The following is a 19071-nucleotide window of genomic DNA, read 5'->3' on the forward strand; positions in this document are numbered from 1 at the left end:
AGTACAGAATAAATCATCATCGCCGGTCAACGCATCGTCGCACCACGGACACACAGTGTTTCGACAATCGTGGATGCACCGGCACACTTCCGGATACTTGGTGGACCGCCAAAACGGTGAAGGATAAATCTCCTGAACGACGGCCGACCAAAGAATCCGCCAGGACAACCAGGGCTTAGCCGGCCGCTGGACTTCGCGCCCGAATGTACGACCAAGCGCCAACCTGCCGACGCCCGCAAGCTCGCCCACCCTGCCAGTCGCCAGCGGCTCGAACAACTGTGACGACTACCTCCCGGTAACAAGTTTGTGAGCCTTGACACACACAGGGCTACTCAATACTGTTCAGCGGACGATAGTCGTCTCTTATTTGAACGGCTTCGAGACCCCTGATGAGAAGGACCCGAGAATCGATGCCTAACAACCCAACCCGCGATCAATACACCACCGAGGGGTGCCAGTGACCGAACCGAACGTTCAGTCGAATCTTGCGGTGTCCCCGCGCCAAGTTGGAGGATTCGCAGCCGTTGGATTCCTCGCATTTTCCGAAGTAACCAGCGGAATGCTGCAGGGGTGGTACATACCGCTCCTACCGCAAATTGGGCAAAGGCTCGATGTCAACCCAGCACAACTCAACTGGGTGCTGGCTGCCTACCTACTCTCGACCGTGATCTGCGTACCCATACTAGCCAAACTGGGCGACAAATACGGCCACCGGCGCTTGGTTTTGATTGTGCTTGGCACCGTGACCGTCGGAACGATCCTGACTGCGGTGGCACCATCATTCGGAATCTTCTTGCTGGGCAGAATCATCCAAGGAACGTTGGGGGCGCTGCTACCGCTCGAGTTGGCAATTCTCCGAGAACGAGCGGGCGCCAGTTCAGGTCGCGCAATCGGAATACTTGTCGGGTGCCTTGGCGCCGGCGGCGCGGCAGGAACCCTTTTGGTCGGGATACTCGGAACTCATGCCAACCTGACTGTTGCCCTCCTTGTCCCGGCAACACTCACGCTGGCAAGCCTTGTCACCATTGCAATGTTCGTACCCGAAACCACCACTCGTGCAACAGGGTCCATCGACTGGACAGGTGCGGCGCTGCTGGGCACCGGTCTCGCGGTCTTCCTCGTCGGGATCAGCAATGGAAGCAAGCTGGGGTGGACCTCTACGACAACCCTGACGGCAATTGGCGGCGGATTGGCATTGCTAGTCGCCTTTGTCGTGATGGAAAAGAGAATCAGCAGCCCACTGGTCGACTTGAACTTGTTGACCAAGGGCGGAGTCGGATTCCTTTTAGGATTGACGGGATTATTCGGACTGCAGTTCTACGGAGCCGCCACTGTTTCAACTCTGTATTTTGCATCCAAACCCGACATCGTCGGGTACGGATTTGGACTCGATTCGATGGGCATCGCGCTGGCCATAACCCCGGTACCTCTTGCCCTCATGGTTTCGTCGTCGCTCGCTGACAGCCTCGCACAACGACTCGGGACTCGAACGGTGCTGCAAATATCTGCCCTTCTGATCTCCATTTGGTTTGGTGGGCTAATCGTATTTCGACACAGTCTGACGGGCTTCATTTCGATGGGCGTGATCGGCGGTGCCGGAATTGGAATATTCGTCGCACTGCTCCCCGCCCTCGTGATTTCTCGCGCACGCCCGGAAGACTCCGGGATCGCGGGCGCTCTGTACAACACCTCTCGAACGGTGGCCGGGGCAACCGCTGGAGCCATGTGCGCTGCGATCATGTCCGGCATGGTGATGAGTGGGTCGAAAACTCCCAGTGAGACTGCATTCATCACGATCTGGTCCGCCTGCATCGGCGTCGGCGTCCTTATCTTTGTGCTCGTCCCATTCCTCAACAAACTGGGCGGAAAGGCCTACCAAGCCGAACTGCCGGAGCAACTGATCGACCTTCCGGTCCGAGAATCATCCTAGTTCGAGCAAGGGGTTCGGCTAGACTTCGCCGCCGCATCGAGCTTGGCCAGAACCAACTTTGATGCCCTAGCGAAACCCGGGATGGCGCGTGGCATGATGAGCCCATGTCACGCGCCATCCCGCAACCGTCTGGCCGTGGGCGACCAAGCGATCCGAACATCGAAGCACGTATTCTGTCCGCGACGCTGGAATTGTACGGAGAACTTGGGTGGGCAAGACTTAATCTCGACCTCATTGCGCGACACGCCAAGGTTGGAAAAGCAGCCCTGTACCGACGGTGGCAAACAAAAGAACAGATAATGACAGCTGCGTTGCGATCGAGCAAAATTACCGTCGCTGACTTCGATACCGGAACGCTTCGTGGAGATCTGGTTGCTATTGGCCAGGTAACGGTAGAACGGTTGCTCGGCGAGCATGGCTCAGTGCGAATGCGAGCCATGATTGATGCAAAAATATACCCAGAACTATTCGAGGGCGAAATTGCCGAATTTCGAAATGAAAGCATCATCGGCGGACGTGAGACTATCTTTCGAGCAATCGAGCGCGGAGAGATCGCGAAGGGTACATCGCCAGCCTTGATACTCGATGCGGTAGCAGGAACAATTGAGCACCATTTTTTGATGACCCCGATGTCGAAACTCAAAGAGTTCGAATCCGGCGCCGATAAATACGTCGAATCGGTCGTAGACCTCGTTCTCGGAGGAATCAAGTTTTCCCAGCAGGTCCGCTAGTAAATTGTCACGGTTCGTGAAGTTCAAACACTGGACGAACGAACGGTTCGTTAGTCGAAAGTTGTTGACGTGACTAGGTATGGAACGCACGCGGTCATGTCGGACCACGACTGGTTCATACGCTAAGCACAGAGAAACGAGACCACTATGGAAATAGCAGGGAACAGCAACGTCACGCCACTGAAATGGTCAGTGAAAGAGTCATTGCTGCAATACGTTCGAGCACTTGGCGAGATTTCATACGTCTCCGCAGTGATGGAACAGGACGACGAACTGGTCTGGCCACTCGTCGCCGATCGTCATGAACCCGATGGGACTCGAATTGCCCAGTACCGCGGTGAAATCCATCTCCGGGCGCACGAAGGACTACTGGATATCGTCATCGCCGATCCTGAGGTTCGCTTGACCGAAGCGCAGGGGGAACTGCTCGTAAGGACCACCCTTGACGGGTCGGATCGCATCATGATTGCACACCTGGATGTCGTAGAGAGCTCAGCATTAGTCGTGCGCGCCGAGGTACTGGTAACCCCTTCCGGTTCGATGGTATTTGGCGCCAATTATCCTTCAGGCACGAAGCTTTCGCCATTGACAATCGGCGGCGCCCCACAGTGACAGAAAGCAGATGACCTTCAGGCAGGCCGCTCGCGATCGCCCAGAATCAAGATGACACTGGGCGGTTCGCTTTGTCCGCATTCAATATTGGTGGTGAATCACTTACCGGCTCGATGAGCCGCCTGGCAGCTACGCGCAACCGGTCGTCGACATCGGCAATGCTGAGTCCTCCATCGAGCCACGCCACCACATTGCTACTCCAAAGCGCTTGCAGCATGTCCAACGCCTGGTACTGCGTCTTGGAGATGCGATGTTCTTCACCCCAAGCCGCCAATTTCATGATGTCCATGAGATCGATTCCTAGGTGTCGAGTATATGGTGCGTCCAGCGACAACGGCATTCGATCGACCGACATGGCGGCATGAGCGAAACCTCGCTCGCCGTCACGCCGCACCCCACGAAATGCGCGAACAAGCACATTCGCAGCCCTCTCGTGTGGTGAACGCTGGGTTGGAAAGCGACTGATGATATCGCTGCGCAACCGCACCAACTCGTCGCGCACTACATCCTTTATCAGATAGTCCTTGGATGGGTAGTACCGATACAGCGTCGACAGCGAGATCTCAGCAAGCTTCGCCACTTCACGCATGTGCACCGCTTCGTAGCCGCCGGCGGACGCGAGTTCCCCTGCCACGACCAGGACACGTTCGAGCCTTACCGCTTGTGCTTCGGGGGTTCGCCCGTTCTTCAAAGGATCAACCATAACCTCACCCGTCGAACTGTCTGTTCCTGGAAAGAAGTTGCCCGCAAGACATCCTGGAGTTGCTGAACATCAGGCCGCCTCTCGTGGCGCTCGCAGGACGCGGCGCACCTATACACGGTGCCCTCGCCAAGGTAGCCGGCACGCGTCTCTTCCGACGAAGCTCAGATCCTTGCCCGTAATCGATCTCGAAACAATCTGGGCCCCTGCATCATTGCCACCATTCTCGTCGCGGCCAGACTTGACATAGCCATGAAGTCATACCGAACAGTCCGCGTTCGCGCCGCGGAACCAAGCCGGCGTGGCCCCCCGAAAACCCACGATGAGAGCCGCATATCAGGCGAGTCCTTCCGCTCGACTGGATCACTTGAACATTAATCGGAACGTGTTACGCTTAGATAGCATGTAGCCCGAATGCACGCATTGTCAAGCGCCCCTCGATACTTGGCAGAACTTTGGCTTTTCGATCGAACCGCGATCCGTCGTGCCGGGGATGAAGTGGAGCTGAGATTGTAAATTTTCACTCGATATGCTCAGGTAGAAAGAGAACACGATCCGATTAGACGAACGAGTTCACCCCTAACCTGCGAAGAGCTGCGCCCAACTGTTGGCGGCAGACAGCACCAAGGCAGCACGCTAGGTCGCGGACCGATACCGCTGACCTCTCGAGACAAACGAGGTACCAGATGTTCGACGAATCATGGGTCGGTCGGCGAAGTGAGACGATCACACGCAGTTGGTCGTCCAAAGACGCACTGCTGTATGCACTTGCAGTGGGATCCGGACAGGACCATCCGCTGGAGGAACTCGAGTTCACCACCGAAAACTCCAAGGCACAGCCGCAGAAGGTATTACCGACCTTTGCGAATGTCGCGCTCGTCGGTGGGCGCGTTCCATTGCCAAACGGTGTGGACTTTTCGAAAGTGCTCCACGCCGAGCAAGGGTTCGTCATCGACGATGCGATCCCCGTCGAGGGCGAGGTAGCCACGTCCAGTGCGATCACCGCCGTCTACGACAAGGGTTCCGGAGCACTGGTGGAGGTCGAATCCGAAGCTCGCGACGATGCGGGACGTCTAGTGAGCATCGTTCAAACCTCGATGTTCGTCCGGGGCTCCGGAGGATGGGGTGGAAGCCGGGGACCGGCTTCGGCATGGGAGAAACCCACTGGTAAACCTGATTACCGGGTCACCTACCGCACTCGCTCGGACCAGGCGCTACTGTACCGGCTGACTGGTGACCGAAATCCCCTGCACACTGATCCTTCCTTCGCGTCCCGAGGCGGATTTCCACGACCGATCCTGCACGGCATGTGTACATACGGGTTCACCGGTCGTGCGCTGTTGCATGCTGCAGCCAACTCCGAGCCGAAGCGTTTCCGAGCAATGCGGGGTCGTTTCACCAAACCAATTCTCCCCGGTGCGACACTCACCGTCTCGATGTGGATTGACGGCACGGTCGTACGATTCCAGACCACGGATGAAACAGGTACACCCGTCATCGACCAAGGCACCGCCACCATCGTGTGATCGATAGCCACACAAGAACTACGAAACAATCAGGCGGACAACAACATCATGGGATCTCTCGACGGCAGAGTCGCGATCGTCACGGGAGCCGCTAGAGGCATCGGAGCATCCACCAGCCACATGTTCGCGGCCCAAGGTGTCAAACTCGTGCTCAGCGACCTCCGGTCGAGCGAAGAAACGTGAAGACAACTCCGGATCCACAGAAATATCCTTACCGAAAGTTTCTGGCGGACAGCATCTTAAACCAATCGGAAGATATTTGGCGTCAGCTGTTGCTGAGCTCACTACGGTTTACCACACTCGTGTCAGCCATCATGTTTTCCGTGGCTCACCATCCCCGTTGCCAGGAGTACCAATGAAGATTTTGCCACGTTCGCATCCGTTCACCCGAAAGGCATCTGACAGCTTCAGTTTGACGATTTCCGTTGCAGGGGAATATAATCGCGCGGCCATCGTCCGCATAATGTTCGAGGACCACTCCCATGTCTGAGCCGGTCAATGCTCGGTCCGTCAGTGCCCCAATGGAATCGCAGCCAAAGGCGCTCCACCGATGACGCGCACTGTTAGTGATCCCCCAGCAGAAGCCGTGAAAAGCACACGAGTGCCGTCAACCGTGTGGATCCTCTCGGCCATCGCTTCCGCGTCCGGTCTCGGCTACGGAATGCTGGGGCCGTCGCTACCGGCGCTGGCAGACCTTTACTCCGTCGGGGCAGCGAGCGTAAGTCTCGCTGTCAGTGGATTCGCGGCGGGCCGCCTGATCACGAATATCTCCCTGACGGGCTTGCTGAAGAAATTCCGTCTGCGGAGTGTTCTCGTAGTCGGACTCGTGGTCCAATCTGTATGCAGCGTCGCCGCCGGCCTGTCACCCAACTTTGAACTCTTTGTCGCGTTTCGATCGATAAGTGGTCTAGGCAACGCCGCGTTCACCGTCGCAGGCACCGGATTGATGCTCGTCCTCACAACCTCCGCGCAACGCGCACGGGCGATGAGCATTTACTTCACAGCCATATCACTGGGAATGATCGCAGGACCAGCGATTGGCGGGTTGGTAGCAGCGATCGACCCGCGGCTGCCTCTTATCGTCTATGGTGCACTTCTTGGCGTGGGGTCGGTAGTCGCCTTTGTCGCTCTGCGAGGCGTGCGACAAGTCCGCACGAGTGACGGCATTGATGCCGAAGATGTTGTGCCCGTCTCGACTTGGAGCCTCGTTCGGCAACTATTCCGCAGCCGCACGTTCGTTGCAGTGATGCTGGTTCAGCTCGTAACCGGATGGGTGCTGTACGGTGCGCGCACGGTGGTTATGCCGGCTCGTCTTCACGACATCGGATTTGGTGTTGGTGTGATCGGCTTGATGTTGACAGTGGCGGCGGTTGCCCAGGTTGTCGCAACCAGCCTCGGTGCAGTGGCCGGACGGCTGAGTTTTCGAACTGTCACCATCGCTGCTCTCGTTGTGGCGCTTGGTGTCAATGCTCTGTTTGGTGAGCTCGAGGCACTACCCCTGATCGTTGCTGCGTTCGTCGGACTCGGACTGGCTCACGGACTGATTTCCACCACGGCACCATCGCTCCTCGGAGAGGTACCCAAGGGAGATAGCGGACTGGCGGTAGCCACCTTTTGGATCGCGTTCGACGTTGGAGCGATTGTGGGCCCCTACGCGACAGGTGCCCTCATGGACGGGGCCGGTGCCCCCGCAGCGTTCCTGTCATGCGCCGCTGTCCTGGCTGCCGCCCTTATTGCATGCCTTTTCATACCCCGAAGAGTGGGAACAGCCTCCCCCAGTGAGCCTTCGCCTTAAATCAAGACCGAAGATCCTCACTCCCCAGGACAGCTCCCCCAGGATTCAACGCCGAGGGCTCCACGTTCCTTGATGACATCAAAATCCCACCACCGCGCGGCCATGATTCACACCTTCATGGCCGCGCGTCCGCGCAAGGTCAAGCCACCGAGGAGCAGCCCCAGCAGTGGACAGCCGATCAATCAGACACCTTCCACGAACAACATCTGAGGTCCGAGAACCACAGCGACAACTGGTGTGACGCTCCGAGTCCTGAAGAGTAGGCGGACTAGCTCAATCCACTTCCCGCCTGGATGGCAGATGCCGGAACGTCACGATCGGCAGTAGCGCCGCCAACCCGAGCACGCAGAGGCTCGCGCGCAGAGCAACCAATCTGGATTCGACATTGATTTCCACCGCGCGGTCGAGCTGCGCCGATGTCAACTCCATTCCGGCAAGGCGGCTGCGGAGGTCGTCGTTCTCGACGAAGCTAACCGAACTCGTTGTCACTTCAATTCTGCTGTCGGACATAAGATCCAAGTCGTCAGCGACACGGACCGAAGCGGACTGCGCAAGCACCGACATCAGCACGGCCCCGGCGACAGCGGTGCCGGTGCACAGCCCGAGAAAGTTCGCCATTCCCCGAGCGCTGCCGATCTCTCCGGAGAGAGATTGGGGGCTGGTCTCCATGAGCAGTGCACTGCCCGCACTCAGCCCCACTCCGATACCGAGGCCCAAACAGATCTCACTGATCAACGTCCACGCTCCTGACCATTGGTTGGAGATTGTCAGCGCCAGCAGTATCACCGACGCGGCGGCCAGCACGTGGGCGGCGGTCAACAGCCAACGGCACGCTAACAGTCGCATGAGAACTGGTGTGGCAGCCGCGGAGACGAGTGCAGCAAGGGAGATCGGTATCAGCATCAGTGCCGTCCCCAACGGACTCTTGCCCAGCACCATCTGTGTATAGAGCGGCAAAAGATAGCTCACGCCGGCCATCAACAGGTTCACCGCGACCAAGCCACTCAGACACGCGCGGTTGAGCCCCGACCCGAACACCTGGGGGTCGAGCAAGGGAGTCCGATCCGTATCGAGCAACGCGCGTTGTCGCGCGACGAATGTGTGCAGCACCAGGCCGCCGATCAGCAGCAACGCGAGCACGGGCGAGAGGCCGAGCACACTTAAGGGGGCACCGTCGGCAGCGAGGAGAAGCCCCCACGATCCGATCTGATTGATGGCGGCGACCAACATCAGTACGCCGACGGCCGACAGAGCGATGCTCATCTTGTCGACGGCCCCTCGGAACGTAGTCCTCGGAAGCCGTAGACGGTACGCGATGACGCTCGTTCCTGCGATTACTACGAGCAGAAGCACGAAGGGCGCTCTCCACCCCCAGGCCTGCACGAGAAATCCCCCGACCAACAAAGCCAGCGCGGCACCGATTCCGGTCGTACCCGCCAGGACCGACACCGCAACGGTGCGCTGCGTACCGGAATATGTCTGGCCGAGAATCGCCAGAGCGTTGGGCACAAGTAGAGCGCCACCGAGACCGGCGATCGCCTCACCGGCAATCAGACCTGAGACACTCTGTGCCAGAACGCAAGACAGCATGCCGACCGCGTAGATACCCAAGCCAAGCAGCTGAGTATTTCGAGCACCCAACACCCCGCTGATCTTGCCGCCCGTAATCGTGAACGCTGCCACGAACACGCCGTACGCGACGATCGCCAACTGCACGTTTGAAATCGTGGTGTCGAGACCCTCTACGATCCCGCTGATCGCCATCGGCAACACCGTGGCGTTGAACACCGAGACCAGACCTGTGAAGCACACGAGCACAAGCGGTAACCAACTCGCCCTGAGTTGAGCGTCGACTGCACTCTCGGTTGTCACGGTAACGGAAGGCAACTGATCCGCAGTGTCCATATGTGCACCCCTCGGGGGATCGGTGATGTCCGGCGGCGGCGTAACGGCGGCGAGAGTCACCACCCGCGCGAGGTCTCTTTCGCCGTGAGTCTGCTGCCGTCGATCAGGACGGCAGAGTCAGGAATTGCAGTGGCGGCGTTTCCTCGAATCGGCGAGAGACGTTACCGGCGAGTCCGCCTTCGAGGGACGTGTCGCTCATCAGGTCGAGCTTGCCTGCCGGCGCACCCTCGCTGAAGTCCAGCTTGTCGAAGTCCACCCACACGACATTGGGTCGCGTAGTCGAGTCGAAGACGTACCGCTTATTCGTCAGATCTGACACAGTCTGCCAAATCGTCTGCGAGGCATAGGGTTTGTCTGGATCAGGGATGCGGAAAGGTTGCGCAGCATTGCGGATGACGCTGAACATTCCCGCGACCGCCTCGACTTCGCTGTTCGGCTTCGGCAGCCGGCCCACATAATAAGCTGCGCGGGCGAACCTGTCGGCCGCGAGCGTGGTCCCCGGCAGCGGCTTGGTTCCTCCGAACCCGTCGACCTCCTTGAGCAGTTCGATCTGCTTGTCGAAGGACGGAGAATTGGTCATCACGAGGTATTTACGGTCGTGCCAGACGGTCGCCTTGCCGTCGAGGTACTCGATGATCGCGGAATCTCCGGTCGCGTCGTCCAACGCGAGGTGAACCGCGGGCACCTCTCCGGTGGCCGGATCCCCCAGCGGTACAACCTGAACACCGGAATCGTTGATCCAGGCAGCGGCATCGGCCACGGTGGCGAAGTTGTCCAGAAAGTACTGCAGCCAGATCGCCATGCTCAGGCTTGGCCTCGACGTGTCGTGAGTACCGTAATCCGATTCGGCGAGCCACAAGATATGGCCCGCCAGTCCCGCCTCGTTCATACCGTCGACGGTCATCATGTCGTACGCGCCTGCCACGACGCTGCCGTATTCGGCTGTCCAACTGAGGGAACCACCGACGCCGTCGCTGCGTTCAATCCCCCGGGGAAGCAACCACAGATTTGTCCCGGTGTCGCGGTGATAATCCATGTTGCGGCCGACGAGAACAGCTCCTGCAGCATCAGGCCAAATTACTCTGGTACACATCGTTTCACCTTCTGTATTTCGAGAGCCATTGTTGTTTCGACAAACGGATGAACCCATCGCCACTGTCGGTTCAGTTGGCAGGTTTTTTGCGGCGGGTGGTGAGCAGGCCGGCGATCCAGCCGAGTAGGAGAATCACGGCGAGGGTCAGCCAGAGTGGTGATTGCACGGATACCCAGAACAATTGGATCGTGGTCGCGCTCCGGTTCTGGAATACGAAGATCACCGCAAGCACCACCAACACCGCGGCAAGGATATTCCGAGGGGTGAGTAATGATGTGGCGGAGCCAATCTGGGTATCCGAGTTCATGGGAGGTACCTTTCGTCGTCGCAGTCGGCGAATGGTCAGCCTGCGAGGATTCGTACTTGATGGGCGGGGAACTCCACGTAGGTGGGAACGCTCGCGGTTACGGTTCGCCGACCGTGCGGGAATTGATCCAGACGTCCGTGTCTAGGAGGGACGGCTGGTCGGCACGGTCACAGGAACTTGCCCAAATAAATCCGAGCCGGACTAAGCGGGCGCAGGACAAAGATTGGAACAATCGAAATCTAACACGCGAGACGCTCTGCGATGGTCGATTAGGGCGAATATTTCGACTTTGCCAACCAACTCTTCACTGTCTTTGCGTTGCCAGCCGATCACCTACTTGCTGCACGCGGCAGGTGGCTGTTCACCAAACACATCGCGCGTGCCATCACGCGCGAAATCGCAAAATTCACCCTGATTTCACCCCGGCACTTGAACCGAATGCCCATGCGAACACGAGACCCGTGATACAAACAAAGAGAAGTCGCCCACACGCACTTCTTTCACACGCTTTGTCGGACTCGGCAATTCGTGGAACGCGTCGATCCGCGACATACGTCGAAAACGACAGCGAGGCTCCTGTACACGGAGGTGAAAAGCAGATTGCACCTGAAAGACCTGCGATGTAATTCCCGCTGCTTGTCATCGGTCTCGACTGTTCACAACGACGACGGATTACCCACCGATATCGCAGATAAACCGCACGCTCCCGTGCCGAGCGGCGGACCTCGCACACCATATCCGGGGGAATATTCCGATACCCATTGTCTGAGCACTGATTCGTCCCACATCTGATCCATGAAAGGTGAAAGTATGTGCACTCGCGTCATTTGGAATGAACCCGGTGGGGCGGTCCTGGTCGGCCGAAACATGGACTACCACCGAGATACCGGCACGAATCTGTGGGTCATGCCTCGGGGAATCAAACGAGATGACGGCGTGGGCGGGCAACTGTCCTGGACGGCCCGGTACGGCAGCGTCGTGGCGGGAGCGTACGACATGATGACCGTCGACGGGATGAACGAGATTGGCCTTGCCGGGCATATTCTCTGGCTCTCCGAATCAACGTACGGCGAGCACGACAGGAGCAAACCCGCCTTGAGTATGGCGGTCTGGATGCAGTACTTTCTCGACAACTTCGCCACCGTCGACGACGCAGTGGCCTGGATCGAGGAAACCAGTGTGCAGGTCGTCCCGCTGGGAGATCCGAGCACCGGCGAAGTACCCGCAGTGCACCTCGCGTTGGACGATGCGAACGGCGACTCCGTCGTCATCGAATACATCGACGGAAAACCCAGCGTGTGGCACAGCCGCGATTACCGCGTGATGACAAACTCCCCCACCTACGACAAGCAGATCGAACTATTGAAGCTGGTCCAGGGGTTCGGTGGAGACAAGCCCCTTCCGGGCACCACCGTGGCTTCCGACAGATTCGCACGCGCGGCGTATTACGTCGGACGCCTTCCCGCGCCCAAGAGCCAACTTGAAGCAATCGCCGGCATGTTCAGCGTCATCCGTAACACTGCACAACCGTTCCGCATCCCTGATCCAGACAAACCGAACGCATCCCAGACCATTTGGCAGACCGTTTCCGACCTCACCAACAAGCGATACGTCTTCGAGTCGACAACTCGACCCAATGTCGTCTGGGTCGAGTTGAGTGAATTGAACTTCGATGAGGGCGCTCCGACCGGCAAACTCGACCTGATCGGCGACACCGCGCTAGAGGGTGGGCTCGCCGGAAATGTCACTGGACGCTTCGACCAGACCGACCCTTTGAAGTTCCTCACCTTACCGTCCTGATCGGAGCCGAATCCGGCGGTTACATGTGCTGGCAAGCTATGGGCAGCACATATAACCGCCGGTATTCGCGCGATAAACCTTGATCGATTGCATTTCACGATTCTTGTGTGTTCAACGACTGAATTCGAGTACACCGAAACACACGAGAACCGCGGCCTGATCGGTAATGCCGGCAGATCCTGACCTTCTCACCACTGTTTCCGGAATTACGCACAATGAAGCCGGTGCACTCTCAGACTGCTTCTGCCATTGCCGACACCGGTCGGGTGCTTTTTCCGAGGAACACTGCGGAAGCGAACAGGAAGAACAACGCACCGACGAAGGTTCCGACATTCGCCACGTTGGGGTCAAGCGTATTTCCGTCACGAAGTATGAACGATCCGACGGCAGAGACGCCGAAAGCAATAGATCCAAATGTGTTGAGCCATACGCTTTGCCATTCCGTCGATCGCGGCGCCCAGTACGTCTTTGCGCGCCACAGGATAAGCACGGCGAGGCCGCTCGATACGAGGAATGCGATCGAACCCTCCGCATTGGGATTCCAGACGAGGTGCATTTCTCCTCGTACGTTGAGGTCGTGCAGCGCTGATCCTGTACTGATGTTGAACAATATTGTGCCGAGAAACTGCACCGCTGCCGATAACCACACAGCACGGATTGCCGGCTTACCGGAGTCGGAAGTAGTGGCCGGACCACTGAGTATCAACTGGATAAAGGCGGCGCCGGTGAAAAACCAGGACCCCGCGAAAAAGAAGACGTTCGCGAGCGTCGCACCGAAAAGCGACGAAAGGAAGGGCGCCGAGCCGAGTGCGAAGAGAGTCGATCCGATCACGAATCCCCAGGACTGCATGCGCAATGTCGGGTGAATCAGCATGCGCTGCAGTGTAGTTCAACTGCAACACAATATTTGGCGGATCCGAGATATTTCACGCATACACCAACCAGGACTTTCGTCCCCGAGCGATTCGTCGAGACTGATCGTTACCAAATCAATAAGGTGATTTTTCATTGTTTGCCCGCAATGTCCGAATTTCGCTGTTAGCGTGCGGGTTATGACAGCCCCTTCAAAAGCTGGACATCGTTTACTGTTCCGCAATGTTCGTATCTTCGACGGCGTCTCTTCGACAGTGGTTTCGGGTGACGTTCTGATCGACGGAGAAACGATTGCGGGAGTCTCGGAATCCCCGGTCGGAGACGACCCCAGCCGAGAGACCACGGTCATCGACGGCGGGAATCGAGTTCTGATCCCAGGCATGAGCGACGCGCACGTGCATCTGGTCGGCAACGCGAATTCGTACATCGACATGGTGACGGGCAGCGAAGCGCATATCGCTCTCAATGGCCTCGCCGAGGCCAAGAACATGCTCCACCGCGGGTTCACCACGGTCCGGGACATGGCCGGCGACACCAGCAGCATCAAATCCGTCATCGACCGAGGACTGTTCGAGGGACCGCGAATCTATCCCTCCCAGGCCGCTATCTCTCAGACCAGTGGGCACGGCGACTTCGGGTTTGTCTACGAATGCCCCACCGCCCTGGGCGGAAAGCAGTCTCGCGCGGAAGAAATCGGCTTCATGCGCGTCGCGGACGGCCCCGAGCGAGTACTGGCCGCAGTGCGTGAACAACTCAAAAAAGGTGCCTCACAGATCAAGATGATGGTCGGCGGCGGCGCAGCATCGATGTACGACCCTCTTTACACAGTCCAGTTCACCGACCCCGAACTACGCGCAGCGGTCAATGCTGCCACAGACTACGGAACCTACGTCGCTACCCATGTCTACAACGTCACCGGCATTCGCCGCGCGATCGATGCCGGCGTGAAGTCCATCGAACACGGCCATCTCGCCGACGAGGAAACTATTGCCATGATGGCCGAGAAGGACATTTGGCTTTCGATGCAGCCCTTCGCCTTGGGGGACCACCATTACCCCGACCCCGGCCGCGCAGAAAAGGACCGTGAGATCTGCACCGGTACCGATGACGTGTACAGCTGGGCCCGCAAACACGGAGTCAAAACAGCCTGGGGCACTGACCTTTTACTCGAACCGCAGATTGCACCTAGACAGAGCGAGATGGCCGCCCGGCTCGGCGACCACTACAGCAATGTCGACGCCCTGCGAATGCTCACCTCCGGAAATGCCGAACTATTCCGACTCGCCGGAGAGCGTGATCCCTATCGGCAGGCACCGCTCGGAGTCATCGCCGAGGGTGCGTGGGCCGATGTCCTTCTCGTCGACGGAAATCCGCTCGAGGACCTCAACCTGCTCGCAGATCCGGGCAAAAGCCTCACGGTCATTGTCAAGAACGGCCAGGTCGTAAAGAACACTTTGTGACTTCTCTCGTCGATGCGTGATTCTCCACGAGTCGAGCCCACCGGGGACGCCTCGCGTAGTTCCGCGCCGCCGTGCCGCACCAAGGTCGGGAGGCCTCAAGTTGGTTGAAACCAGTTCAGAGAGTTGGCAATTGCCCGCCAATACATTGACGGGAACGTTGGTCTCCGCTCGGGGCATCGAGTTACACGGACCTTGGGGCCACGTGTTCGGCCCACTCGATATGGATATCGATGTAGGCGGTGTCACCGTGATCGCAGGCCAGGCCGGCGCCGCAAGAACCGCCTTGCTGATGGCACTGTGTGGACGTATGCGATTGTCCGCAGGGACATTAGCGGTACTTGGCTACGATAATCCGAGCAGGATTTTGGCCATCTCGGCGATCGCATGTCTGAACGAACTCGACGAGGTCCGCCCGTCGGTGACCGTGTGCGACATGGTGACCGAACAACTGCGTTGGGATTCGCCGTGGTACAAATTCGTTCCCCGCGTGAGCGAGGCGGAAGTCGCACACATGTGCGCGGACACGTTCGGTGACATCGAACTACCCCCGCTCAACGCCTTCGTCGACGACCTCCCGGAAATCCAACAATTGTTGTTGCGGATCGCGGTCGCGAACACCAAACGCCCGCCTTTACTCGTCGTGGGGCGCGTCGACAAAATCGCCGACGACCTCGAAAGAGCCGCTCTGCTGCAACGGCTTGTCGCACTCGGCGAGCACCAGTCGGTGATCACCGCAGACGTCAACGCACTCCCGCCAGATACCGGCGTCCACGCGGTGGTGAACATGCACGGATTGCTCGGTGCCGGCGATATCGGCGTTATGACAGAAGGAAGGTGACTGATGCTCGCAGGTATATCTCTGGGCAGTGATGTCAAACGCTACTCTCGCGGCACCCTGCCACGGATCGCGATCGTCACCATCATCTTGTTACCGTTGCTCTACGGCGCAATGTACTTGTGGGCCTTCTGGAATCCTTTCGGCGAGGTGAACAAGATCCCCGCAGCGATTGTCAATAACGACTCGGGGCGAACATCGACAGGCCAACAAGTCGACGCCGGCGATCAGGTCGTCAAGTCGCTCATCGCCTCCGGACAACTCGATTTGACGGAGGTCTCGGAGCAAGAAGCCCAAGCCGGACTCTCCAGCGGCAAGTACTATTTCACGATCACCTTGCCGGAGAACTTCAGCGATGCTGTCGAGTCACCCAACGGTGACAACCCCGAGAAGGCCGATCTCACCTTCACCTTCAACGACGCCAATAATTATCTGGCCACCATCATCGGGCAGGACGCGTCCGAACAGGTCATCAACCAGGTCAACTCGACTATCGGAGCCCAAGGTGTCGGCCAGGTCCTGACGGGTCTGCAGACCGCCGGTTCGGGCCTGGGCCAGGCTGCCGACGGAGCGAAGACCCTCGCTGCCGGTATCGACACAGCCAAAGGAGGGGCCGATCAACTCAGCTCCGGCGCCGACGAACTCGCCACCAACATGGTTACCGCACGCGATGGGTCTGCGCAGCTCGCCGCAGGCGCCGGGCAACTTGCCACGGCGATCGACGGTGTCGCCGATCCATTGCTCAACGCCCTCGACTCCAGCAACGTGCCCGACCTCGGAGCCCAAGCGGCGCAACTGCGGCAGTCCCTCACCGCTCTCGGAGATCGCCTCCCACAACCGCCACCAGTGACCATCTCCCCCGTGGTGCAGCGAGTTGTCGACCTTCTCGGGCCCAGCACTGACCCGCTCGCACAACAGGCCGTTGCAGCACTCACCCCACTCGCCGCAACACAACCCCAAAGCGACACTGCCGCAATACAAGCGGAAATCAATCGGCTCAGCGAAGATGCACGCGCACTCGAATACCAGTTGACGGATCCATCCAGTCCCCTGCAATCCGGACTCGCACTCCTGCAAAACGGAGGGCTCGCCTCGGATGTGCAGCAACTACGCGACGGCGCCGACCAGCTCAGTTCCGGAGCCACGACCTTGAACTCCGGACTGATCCAGTTGACCGACGGTAGCAACCAGCTCGCGAGCGGAGCCGATCAGTTAGCTTCGGGGATGGTGGAACTGCAATCGGGCTCGAATGAACTGGCAGATGCACTCGCAAAGGGCGCTGGGCAAGTACCCAGCTGGACCGACGATCAGCGCACCGCTACCGCGGACACCCTGTCCACTCCGGTCGCACTCAAGCAGGACTACACGAACGAGGCGCCCACGTTCGGTACCGGATTCGCGCCGTTCTTCCTCTCTCTGGCCCTGTTCGTCGGCTGCATCATCACCTGGATGTTGTTGACCCCGTTACAATCCCGCGCAACTATTAGCGGTCTCGGCCTCTATCGAACCGTTCTGGCTTCATACTGGCCGGCACTTCTCATCGGCATCCTCCAAGTGATCACGATGTACGCAGTCGTACACATCGGAGTCGGCCTGGACGTCAAACACGTTCCCGGAACGATCTTGTTCCTGATGCTGGTCTCGGCGACCTATCTGGCGATGATCCAGATGTTCAATGCTCTCTTCGGAGTTGCAGTGGGCCGAGTGGTGACATTGGCTTTCCTGATGCTGCAACTGGTCTCCGCCGGCGGCATCTATCCAGTACCCACTACAGCTACGCCATTTCAATACATCCACCCCTTCGACCCGATGACGTATACCGTCAACGGACTGCGGCAACTCATCACCGCCGAACACGTCGATTCGCGACTGTGGACAGCAATCGCCGTTCTTTCCGGCATTCTGCTCGTCTCAATGACTATCAGCGCACTCTCGGTACGCCGTAACCGCCGATACACCATGGAACGTCTGTACCCGTCGATCGAAGTGTAGAGCGCTGCGACGCTACAACTTCGACTCAATTCTGGACTGTCCGACTGATCCGTAATCGCTCGTTCGACTATTGGAGGAGAAAGATGTCAGATATTTTTGCAGCTCCCACCGAAACCCTCGCGCCCGCGTACACCGGCAGACTCGGCACGGATCCGATTCCCGCGCTACGGCTACCCAAAGCCGAGTCCGACCCCGAAGCGGCATACCGATTCATCCACGACGAGTTGATGCTCGACGGTAGTTCACGACTGAATCTCGCCACGTTCGTCACCACCTGGATGGACCCTCAAGCCGATCGTCTGATGGCCGAAACATTCGACAAGAACATGATCGACAAGGACGAGTATCCAGCAACAGCGGAAATCGAAACTCGTTGCGTCAACATGGTTGCCGACCTCTTCCATGCCGAAGGACTGACATCCGACCCGGCCTCCGCGACCGGGGTCTCCACCGTCGGCTCCTCCGAAGCTGTCATGCTCGGTGGACTCGCCCTCAAGTGGCGCTGGCGGCAACGCCGCGAACAGGAAGGCAAAGACACCACGAAGCCGAATCTCATCCTCGGCAGCAACGTCCAGGTCGTCTGGGAAAAATTCTGCCGATACTTCGACGTCGAACCGAAGTACCTTCCGATGGCCAAGGGCCGCTACGTCATCACCCCCGAACAGGTCCGCGACGCTGTCGACGAGAACACCATCGGTGTAGTCGCCATCCTCGGCACCACCTTCACTGGCGAACTCGAACCCGTCGCCGAGATCGCTGAAGCACTCGACGACATCGCAGCGAACGGCGGCCCAGACGTACCGCTGCACGTCGACGCCGCGAGTGGGGGCTTCGTCGTCCCATTTCTACATCCGGAACTCAAGTGGGACTTCAAGATTCCGCGTGTTGTATCGATCAATGTCAGCGGCCACAAGTACGGAATGACCTATCCGGGCATCGGGTTCGTGGTCTGGCGCTCGAAGGAATATCTACCGGAAGATCTTGTGTTCCGCGTCAACTATCTCGGTGGAGACATGCCGACTTTCACCCTGAACTTCTCCCGATCAGGTAATCAGGTGGTCGGGCAGTATTACAACTTCATTCGCCTCGGTGTAGCCGGTTACACCCAGATCATGGAATCCCTACGCGATACCGCACTGATGCTGTCCGCGGCTATCTCGAAGATCGACAACATGCACGTCATCACCGACGGCACTGCCATCCCGGTCTTGTCCTTCGAAGTCGTCGACGACCCCGGCTTCACCGTCTTCGACATTTCCCACGAACTGCGAGCTCGCGGCTTCCAAGTTCCCGCCTACACGATGCCCGCTGATGCCGAGGACGTCGCCGTCCTGCGCATCGTGCTACGCGAAGGCTTCAGTCAGGACCTCGCATACAAACTGGTGACCGCGATCAACGAGGTCGTCCAACAACTGAGAAACAGCGCCGCCGAGCGACCTGCGAAGAAAGCCTTCGCGCACTGACGGCCGCCGAGAAAGAGAAATAGGTCAGGCCACCCGAAGGTGGCCTGAC

At 58.6% G+C, this 19071-nt stretch carries 16 protein-coding genes; 11 read left to right on the forward strand and 5 right to left on the reverse strand.

Annotated features, from left to right (window positions below):
• The first annotated feature begins 457 nt into the window (after positions 1 to 457).
• From FFI94_RS24460 to FFI94_RS24470, 3 genes are all read left to right on the forward strand, one after another.
• Positions 458 to 1930, forward strand: a complete 1473-nt coding sequence (locus FFI94_RS24460; RefSeq protein ID WP_138870096.1) for an MFS transporter — start codon at positions 458 to 460, stop codon at positions 1928 to 1930.
• Positions 1931 to 2034: 104 nt separating this feature from the next.
• Complete coding sequence (locus tag FFI94_RS24465) at positions 2035 to 2661, forward strand: TetR/AcrR family transcriptional regulator (protein WP_138870097.1); 627 nt, start codon at positions 2035 to 2037, stop codon at positions 2659 to 2661.
• Between the two features lie 147 nt (positions 2662 to 2808).
• Positions 2809 to 3273 (forward strand): HtaA domain-containing protein, encoded by a 465-nt coding sequence (locus FFI94_RS24470; protein ID WP_138870098.1) that lies wholly within the window; start codon positions 2809 to 2811, stop codon positions 3271 to 3273.
• 46 nt (positions 3274 to 3319) lie between these two features.
• Here FFI94_RS24470 and FFI94_RS24475 read toward each other — a convergent pair whose 3' ends face one another.
• Positions 3320 to 3907 carry a TetR/AcrR family transcriptional regulator gene (locus FFI94_RS24475; protein WP_185993310.1) on the reverse strand — a complete coding sequence of 196 codons (588 nt, stop codon included), beginning with the start codon at positions 3905 to 3907 and terminating at the stop codon, positions 3320 to 3322.
• Between the two features lie 752 nt (positions 3908 to 4659).
• Between FFI94_RS24475 and FFI94_RS24480 the strand changes: the two genes are divergently transcribed.
• The 3 genes from FFI94_RS24480 (at position 4660) to FFI94_RS24490 (ending at position 7294) form a co-directional block, all read left to right on the forward strand.
• The gene (locus FFI94_RS24480) at positions 4660 to 5499 is read left to right on the forward strand and encodes a MaoC family dehydratase (protein ID WP_138870100.1); all 840 of its coding nucleotides are present in this window, start codon (positions 4660 to 4662) and stop codon (positions 5497 to 5499) included.
• 48 nt (positions 5500 to 5547) lie between these two features.
• Positions 5548 to 5682: an SDR family NAD(P)-dependent oxidoreductase gene (locus tag FFI94_RS24485; protein WP_138870101.1), complete on the forward strand. Its 135-nt coding sequence runs from the start codon at positions 5548 to 5550 to the stop codon at positions 5680 to 5682.
• A 367-nt stretch (positions 5683 to 6049) separates the two neighbouring features.
• Positions 6050 to 7294 carry an MFS transporter gene (locus FFI94_RS24490; protein ID WP_138870102.1) on the forward strand — a complete coding sequence of 415 codons (1245 nt, stop codon included), beginning with the start codon at positions 6050 to 6052 and terminating at the stop codon, positions 7292 to 7294.
• A 273-nt stretch (positions 7295 to 7567) separates the two neighbouring features.
• Here the strand turns inward: FFI94_RS24490 and FFI94_RS24495 are convergent, their stop codons facing one another.
• The 3 genes from FFI94_RS24495 to FFI94_RS24505 form a co-directional block, all read right to left on the reverse strand.
• The gene (locus FFI94_RS24495) at positions 7568 to 9199 is read right to left on the reverse strand and encodes an MFS transporter (RefSeq protein ID WP_144298299.1); all 1632 of its coding nucleotides are present in this window, start codon (positions 9197 to 9199) and stop codon (positions 7568 to 7570) included.
• A 103-nt stretch (positions 9200 to 9302) separates the two neighbouring features.
• Positions 9303 to 10292 carry a linear amide C-N hydrolase gene (locus FFI94_RS24500; protein WP_138870104.1) on the reverse strand — a complete coding sequence of 330 codons (990 nt, stop codon included), beginning with the start codon at positions 10290 to 10292 and terminating at the stop codon, positions 9303 to 9305.
• Between the two features lie 70 nt (positions 10293 to 10362).
• Positions 10363 to 10599 (reverse strand): DUF1049 domain-containing protein, encoded by a 237-nt coding sequence (locus tag FFI94_RS24505; RefSeq protein WP_260684278.1) that lies wholly within the window; start codon positions 10597 to 10599, stop codon positions 10363 to 10365.
• A gap of 810 nt (positions 10600 to 11409) precedes the next feature.
• Here FFI94_RS24505 and FFI94_RS24510 point away from each other — a divergent pair.
• Positions 11410 to 12399, forward strand: coding sequence for a linear amide C-N hydrolase (locus FFI94_RS24510; RefSeq protein WP_138870105.1), 990 nt, complete (start codon positions 11410 to 11412; stop codon positions 12397 to 12399).
• A 232-nt stretch (positions 12400 to 12631) separates the two neighbouring features.
• On the opposite strand, the gene FFI94_RS24515 is transcribed toward FFI94_RS24510, so the two are convergent.
• Complete coding sequence (locus FFI94_RS24515; RefSeq protein ID WP_138870106.1) at positions 12632 to 13273, reverse strand: hypothetical protein; 642 nt, start codon at positions 13271 to 13273, stop codon at positions 12632 to 12634.
• A 178-nt stretch (positions 13274 to 13451) separates the two neighbouring features.
• Between FFI94_RS24515 and FFI94_RS24520 the strand changes: the two genes are divergently transcribed.
• The 4 genes from FFI94_RS24520 to FFI94_RS24535 all read left to right on the forward strand — a co-directional run bounded on the left by FFI94_RS24520 (position 13452) and on the right by FFI94_RS24535 (position 19022).
• The gene (locus FFI94_RS24520) at positions 13452 to 14732 is read left to right on the forward strand and encodes an amidohydrolase family protein (protein ID WP_138870107.1); all 1281 of its coding nucleotides are present in this window, start codon (positions 13452 to 13454) and stop codon (positions 14730 to 14732) included.
• Positions 14733 to 14934: 202 nt separating this feature from the next.
• A complete protein-coding gene (locus FFI94_RS24525; protein WP_138873383.1) occupies positions 14935 to 15570 on the forward strand; it encodes a hypothetical protein in 636 nt (211 codons plus the stop codon).
• Positions 15571 to 15573: 3 nt separating this feature from the next.
• Entirely contained in the window at positions 15574 to 17559 is a 1986-nt protein-coding gene (locus FFI94_RS24530; RefSeq protein ID WP_138870108.1) for a YhgE/Pip domain-containing protein, read from the forward strand.
• An 83-nt stretch (positions 17560 to 17642) separates the two neighbouring features.
• Positions 17643 to 19022 carry a glutamate decarboxylase gene (locus FFI94_RS24535; RefSeq protein ID WP_138870109.1) on the forward strand — a complete coding sequence of 460 codons (1380 nt, stop codon included), beginning with the start codon at positions 17643 to 17645 and terminating at the stop codon, positions 19020 to 19022.
• The last annotated feature ends 49 nt before the right edge of the window (positions 19023 to 19071 follow it).

Origin of the sequence: Rhodococcus sp. KBS0724 (assembly GCF_005938745.2) — a bacterium.
Classification (GTDB): Bacteria; Actinomycetota; Actinomycetes; order Mycobacteriales; family Mycobacteriaceae; genus Rhodococcus_F.

Bases quoted from the DNA above. Each gene is read 5' to 3' on its own strand.
- FFI94_RS24515 (WP_138870106.1), bottom strand. From the start codon at position 13,273: ATGCTGATTCACCCGACATTGCGCATGCAGTCCTGGGGATTCGTGATC.
- FFI94_RS24505 (WP_260684278.1), bottom strand. From the start codon at position 10,599: ATGAACTCGGATACCCAGATTGGCTCCGCCACATCATTACTCACCCCT.
- FFI94_RS24485 (WP_138870101.1), top strand. From the start codon at position 5,548: ATGGGATCTCTCGACGGCAGAGTCGCGATCGTCACGGGAGCCGCTAGA.
- FFI94_RS24520 (WP_138870107.1), top strand. From the start codon at position 13,452: ATGACAGCCCCTTCAAAAGCTGGACATCGTTTACTGTTCCGCAATGTT.
- FFI94_RS24495 (WP_144298299.1), bottom strand. From the start codon at position 9,199: ATGGACACTGCGGATCAGTTGCCTTCCGTTACCGTGACAACCGAGAGT.
- FFI94_RS24535 (WP_138870109.1), top strand. From the start codon at position 17,643: ATGTCAGATATTTTTGCAGCTCCCACCGAAACCCTCGCGCCCGCGTAC.
- FFI94_RS24530 (WP_138870108.1), top strand. From the start codon at position 15,574: ATGCTCGCAGGTATATCTCTGGGCAGTGATGTCAAACGCTACTCTCGC.
- FFI94_RS24470 (WP_138870098.1), top strand. From the start codon at position 2,809: ATGGAAATAGCAGGGAACAGCAACGTCACGCCACTGAAATGGTCAGTG.
- FFI94_RS24510 (WP_138870105.1), top strand. From the start codon at position 11,410: ATGTGCACTCGCGTCATTTGGAATGAACCCGGTGGGGCGGTCCTGGTC.
- FFI94_RS24500 (WP_138870104.1), bottom strand. From the start codon at position 10,292: ATGTGTACCAGAGTAATTTGGCCTGATGCTGCAGGAGCTGTTCTCGTC.
- FFI94_RS24490 (WP_138870102.1), top strand. From the start codon at position 6,050: ATGACGCGCACTGTTAGTGATCCCCCAGCAGAAGCCGTGAAAAGCACA.
- FFI94_RS24465 (WP_138870097.1), top strand. From the start codon at position 2,035: ATGTCACGCGCCATCCCGCAACCGTCTGGCCGTGGGCGACCAAGCGAT.
- FFI94_RS24480 (WP_138870100.1), top strand. From the start codon at position 4,660: ATGTTCGACGAATCATGGGTCGGTCGGCGAAGTGAGACGATCACACGC.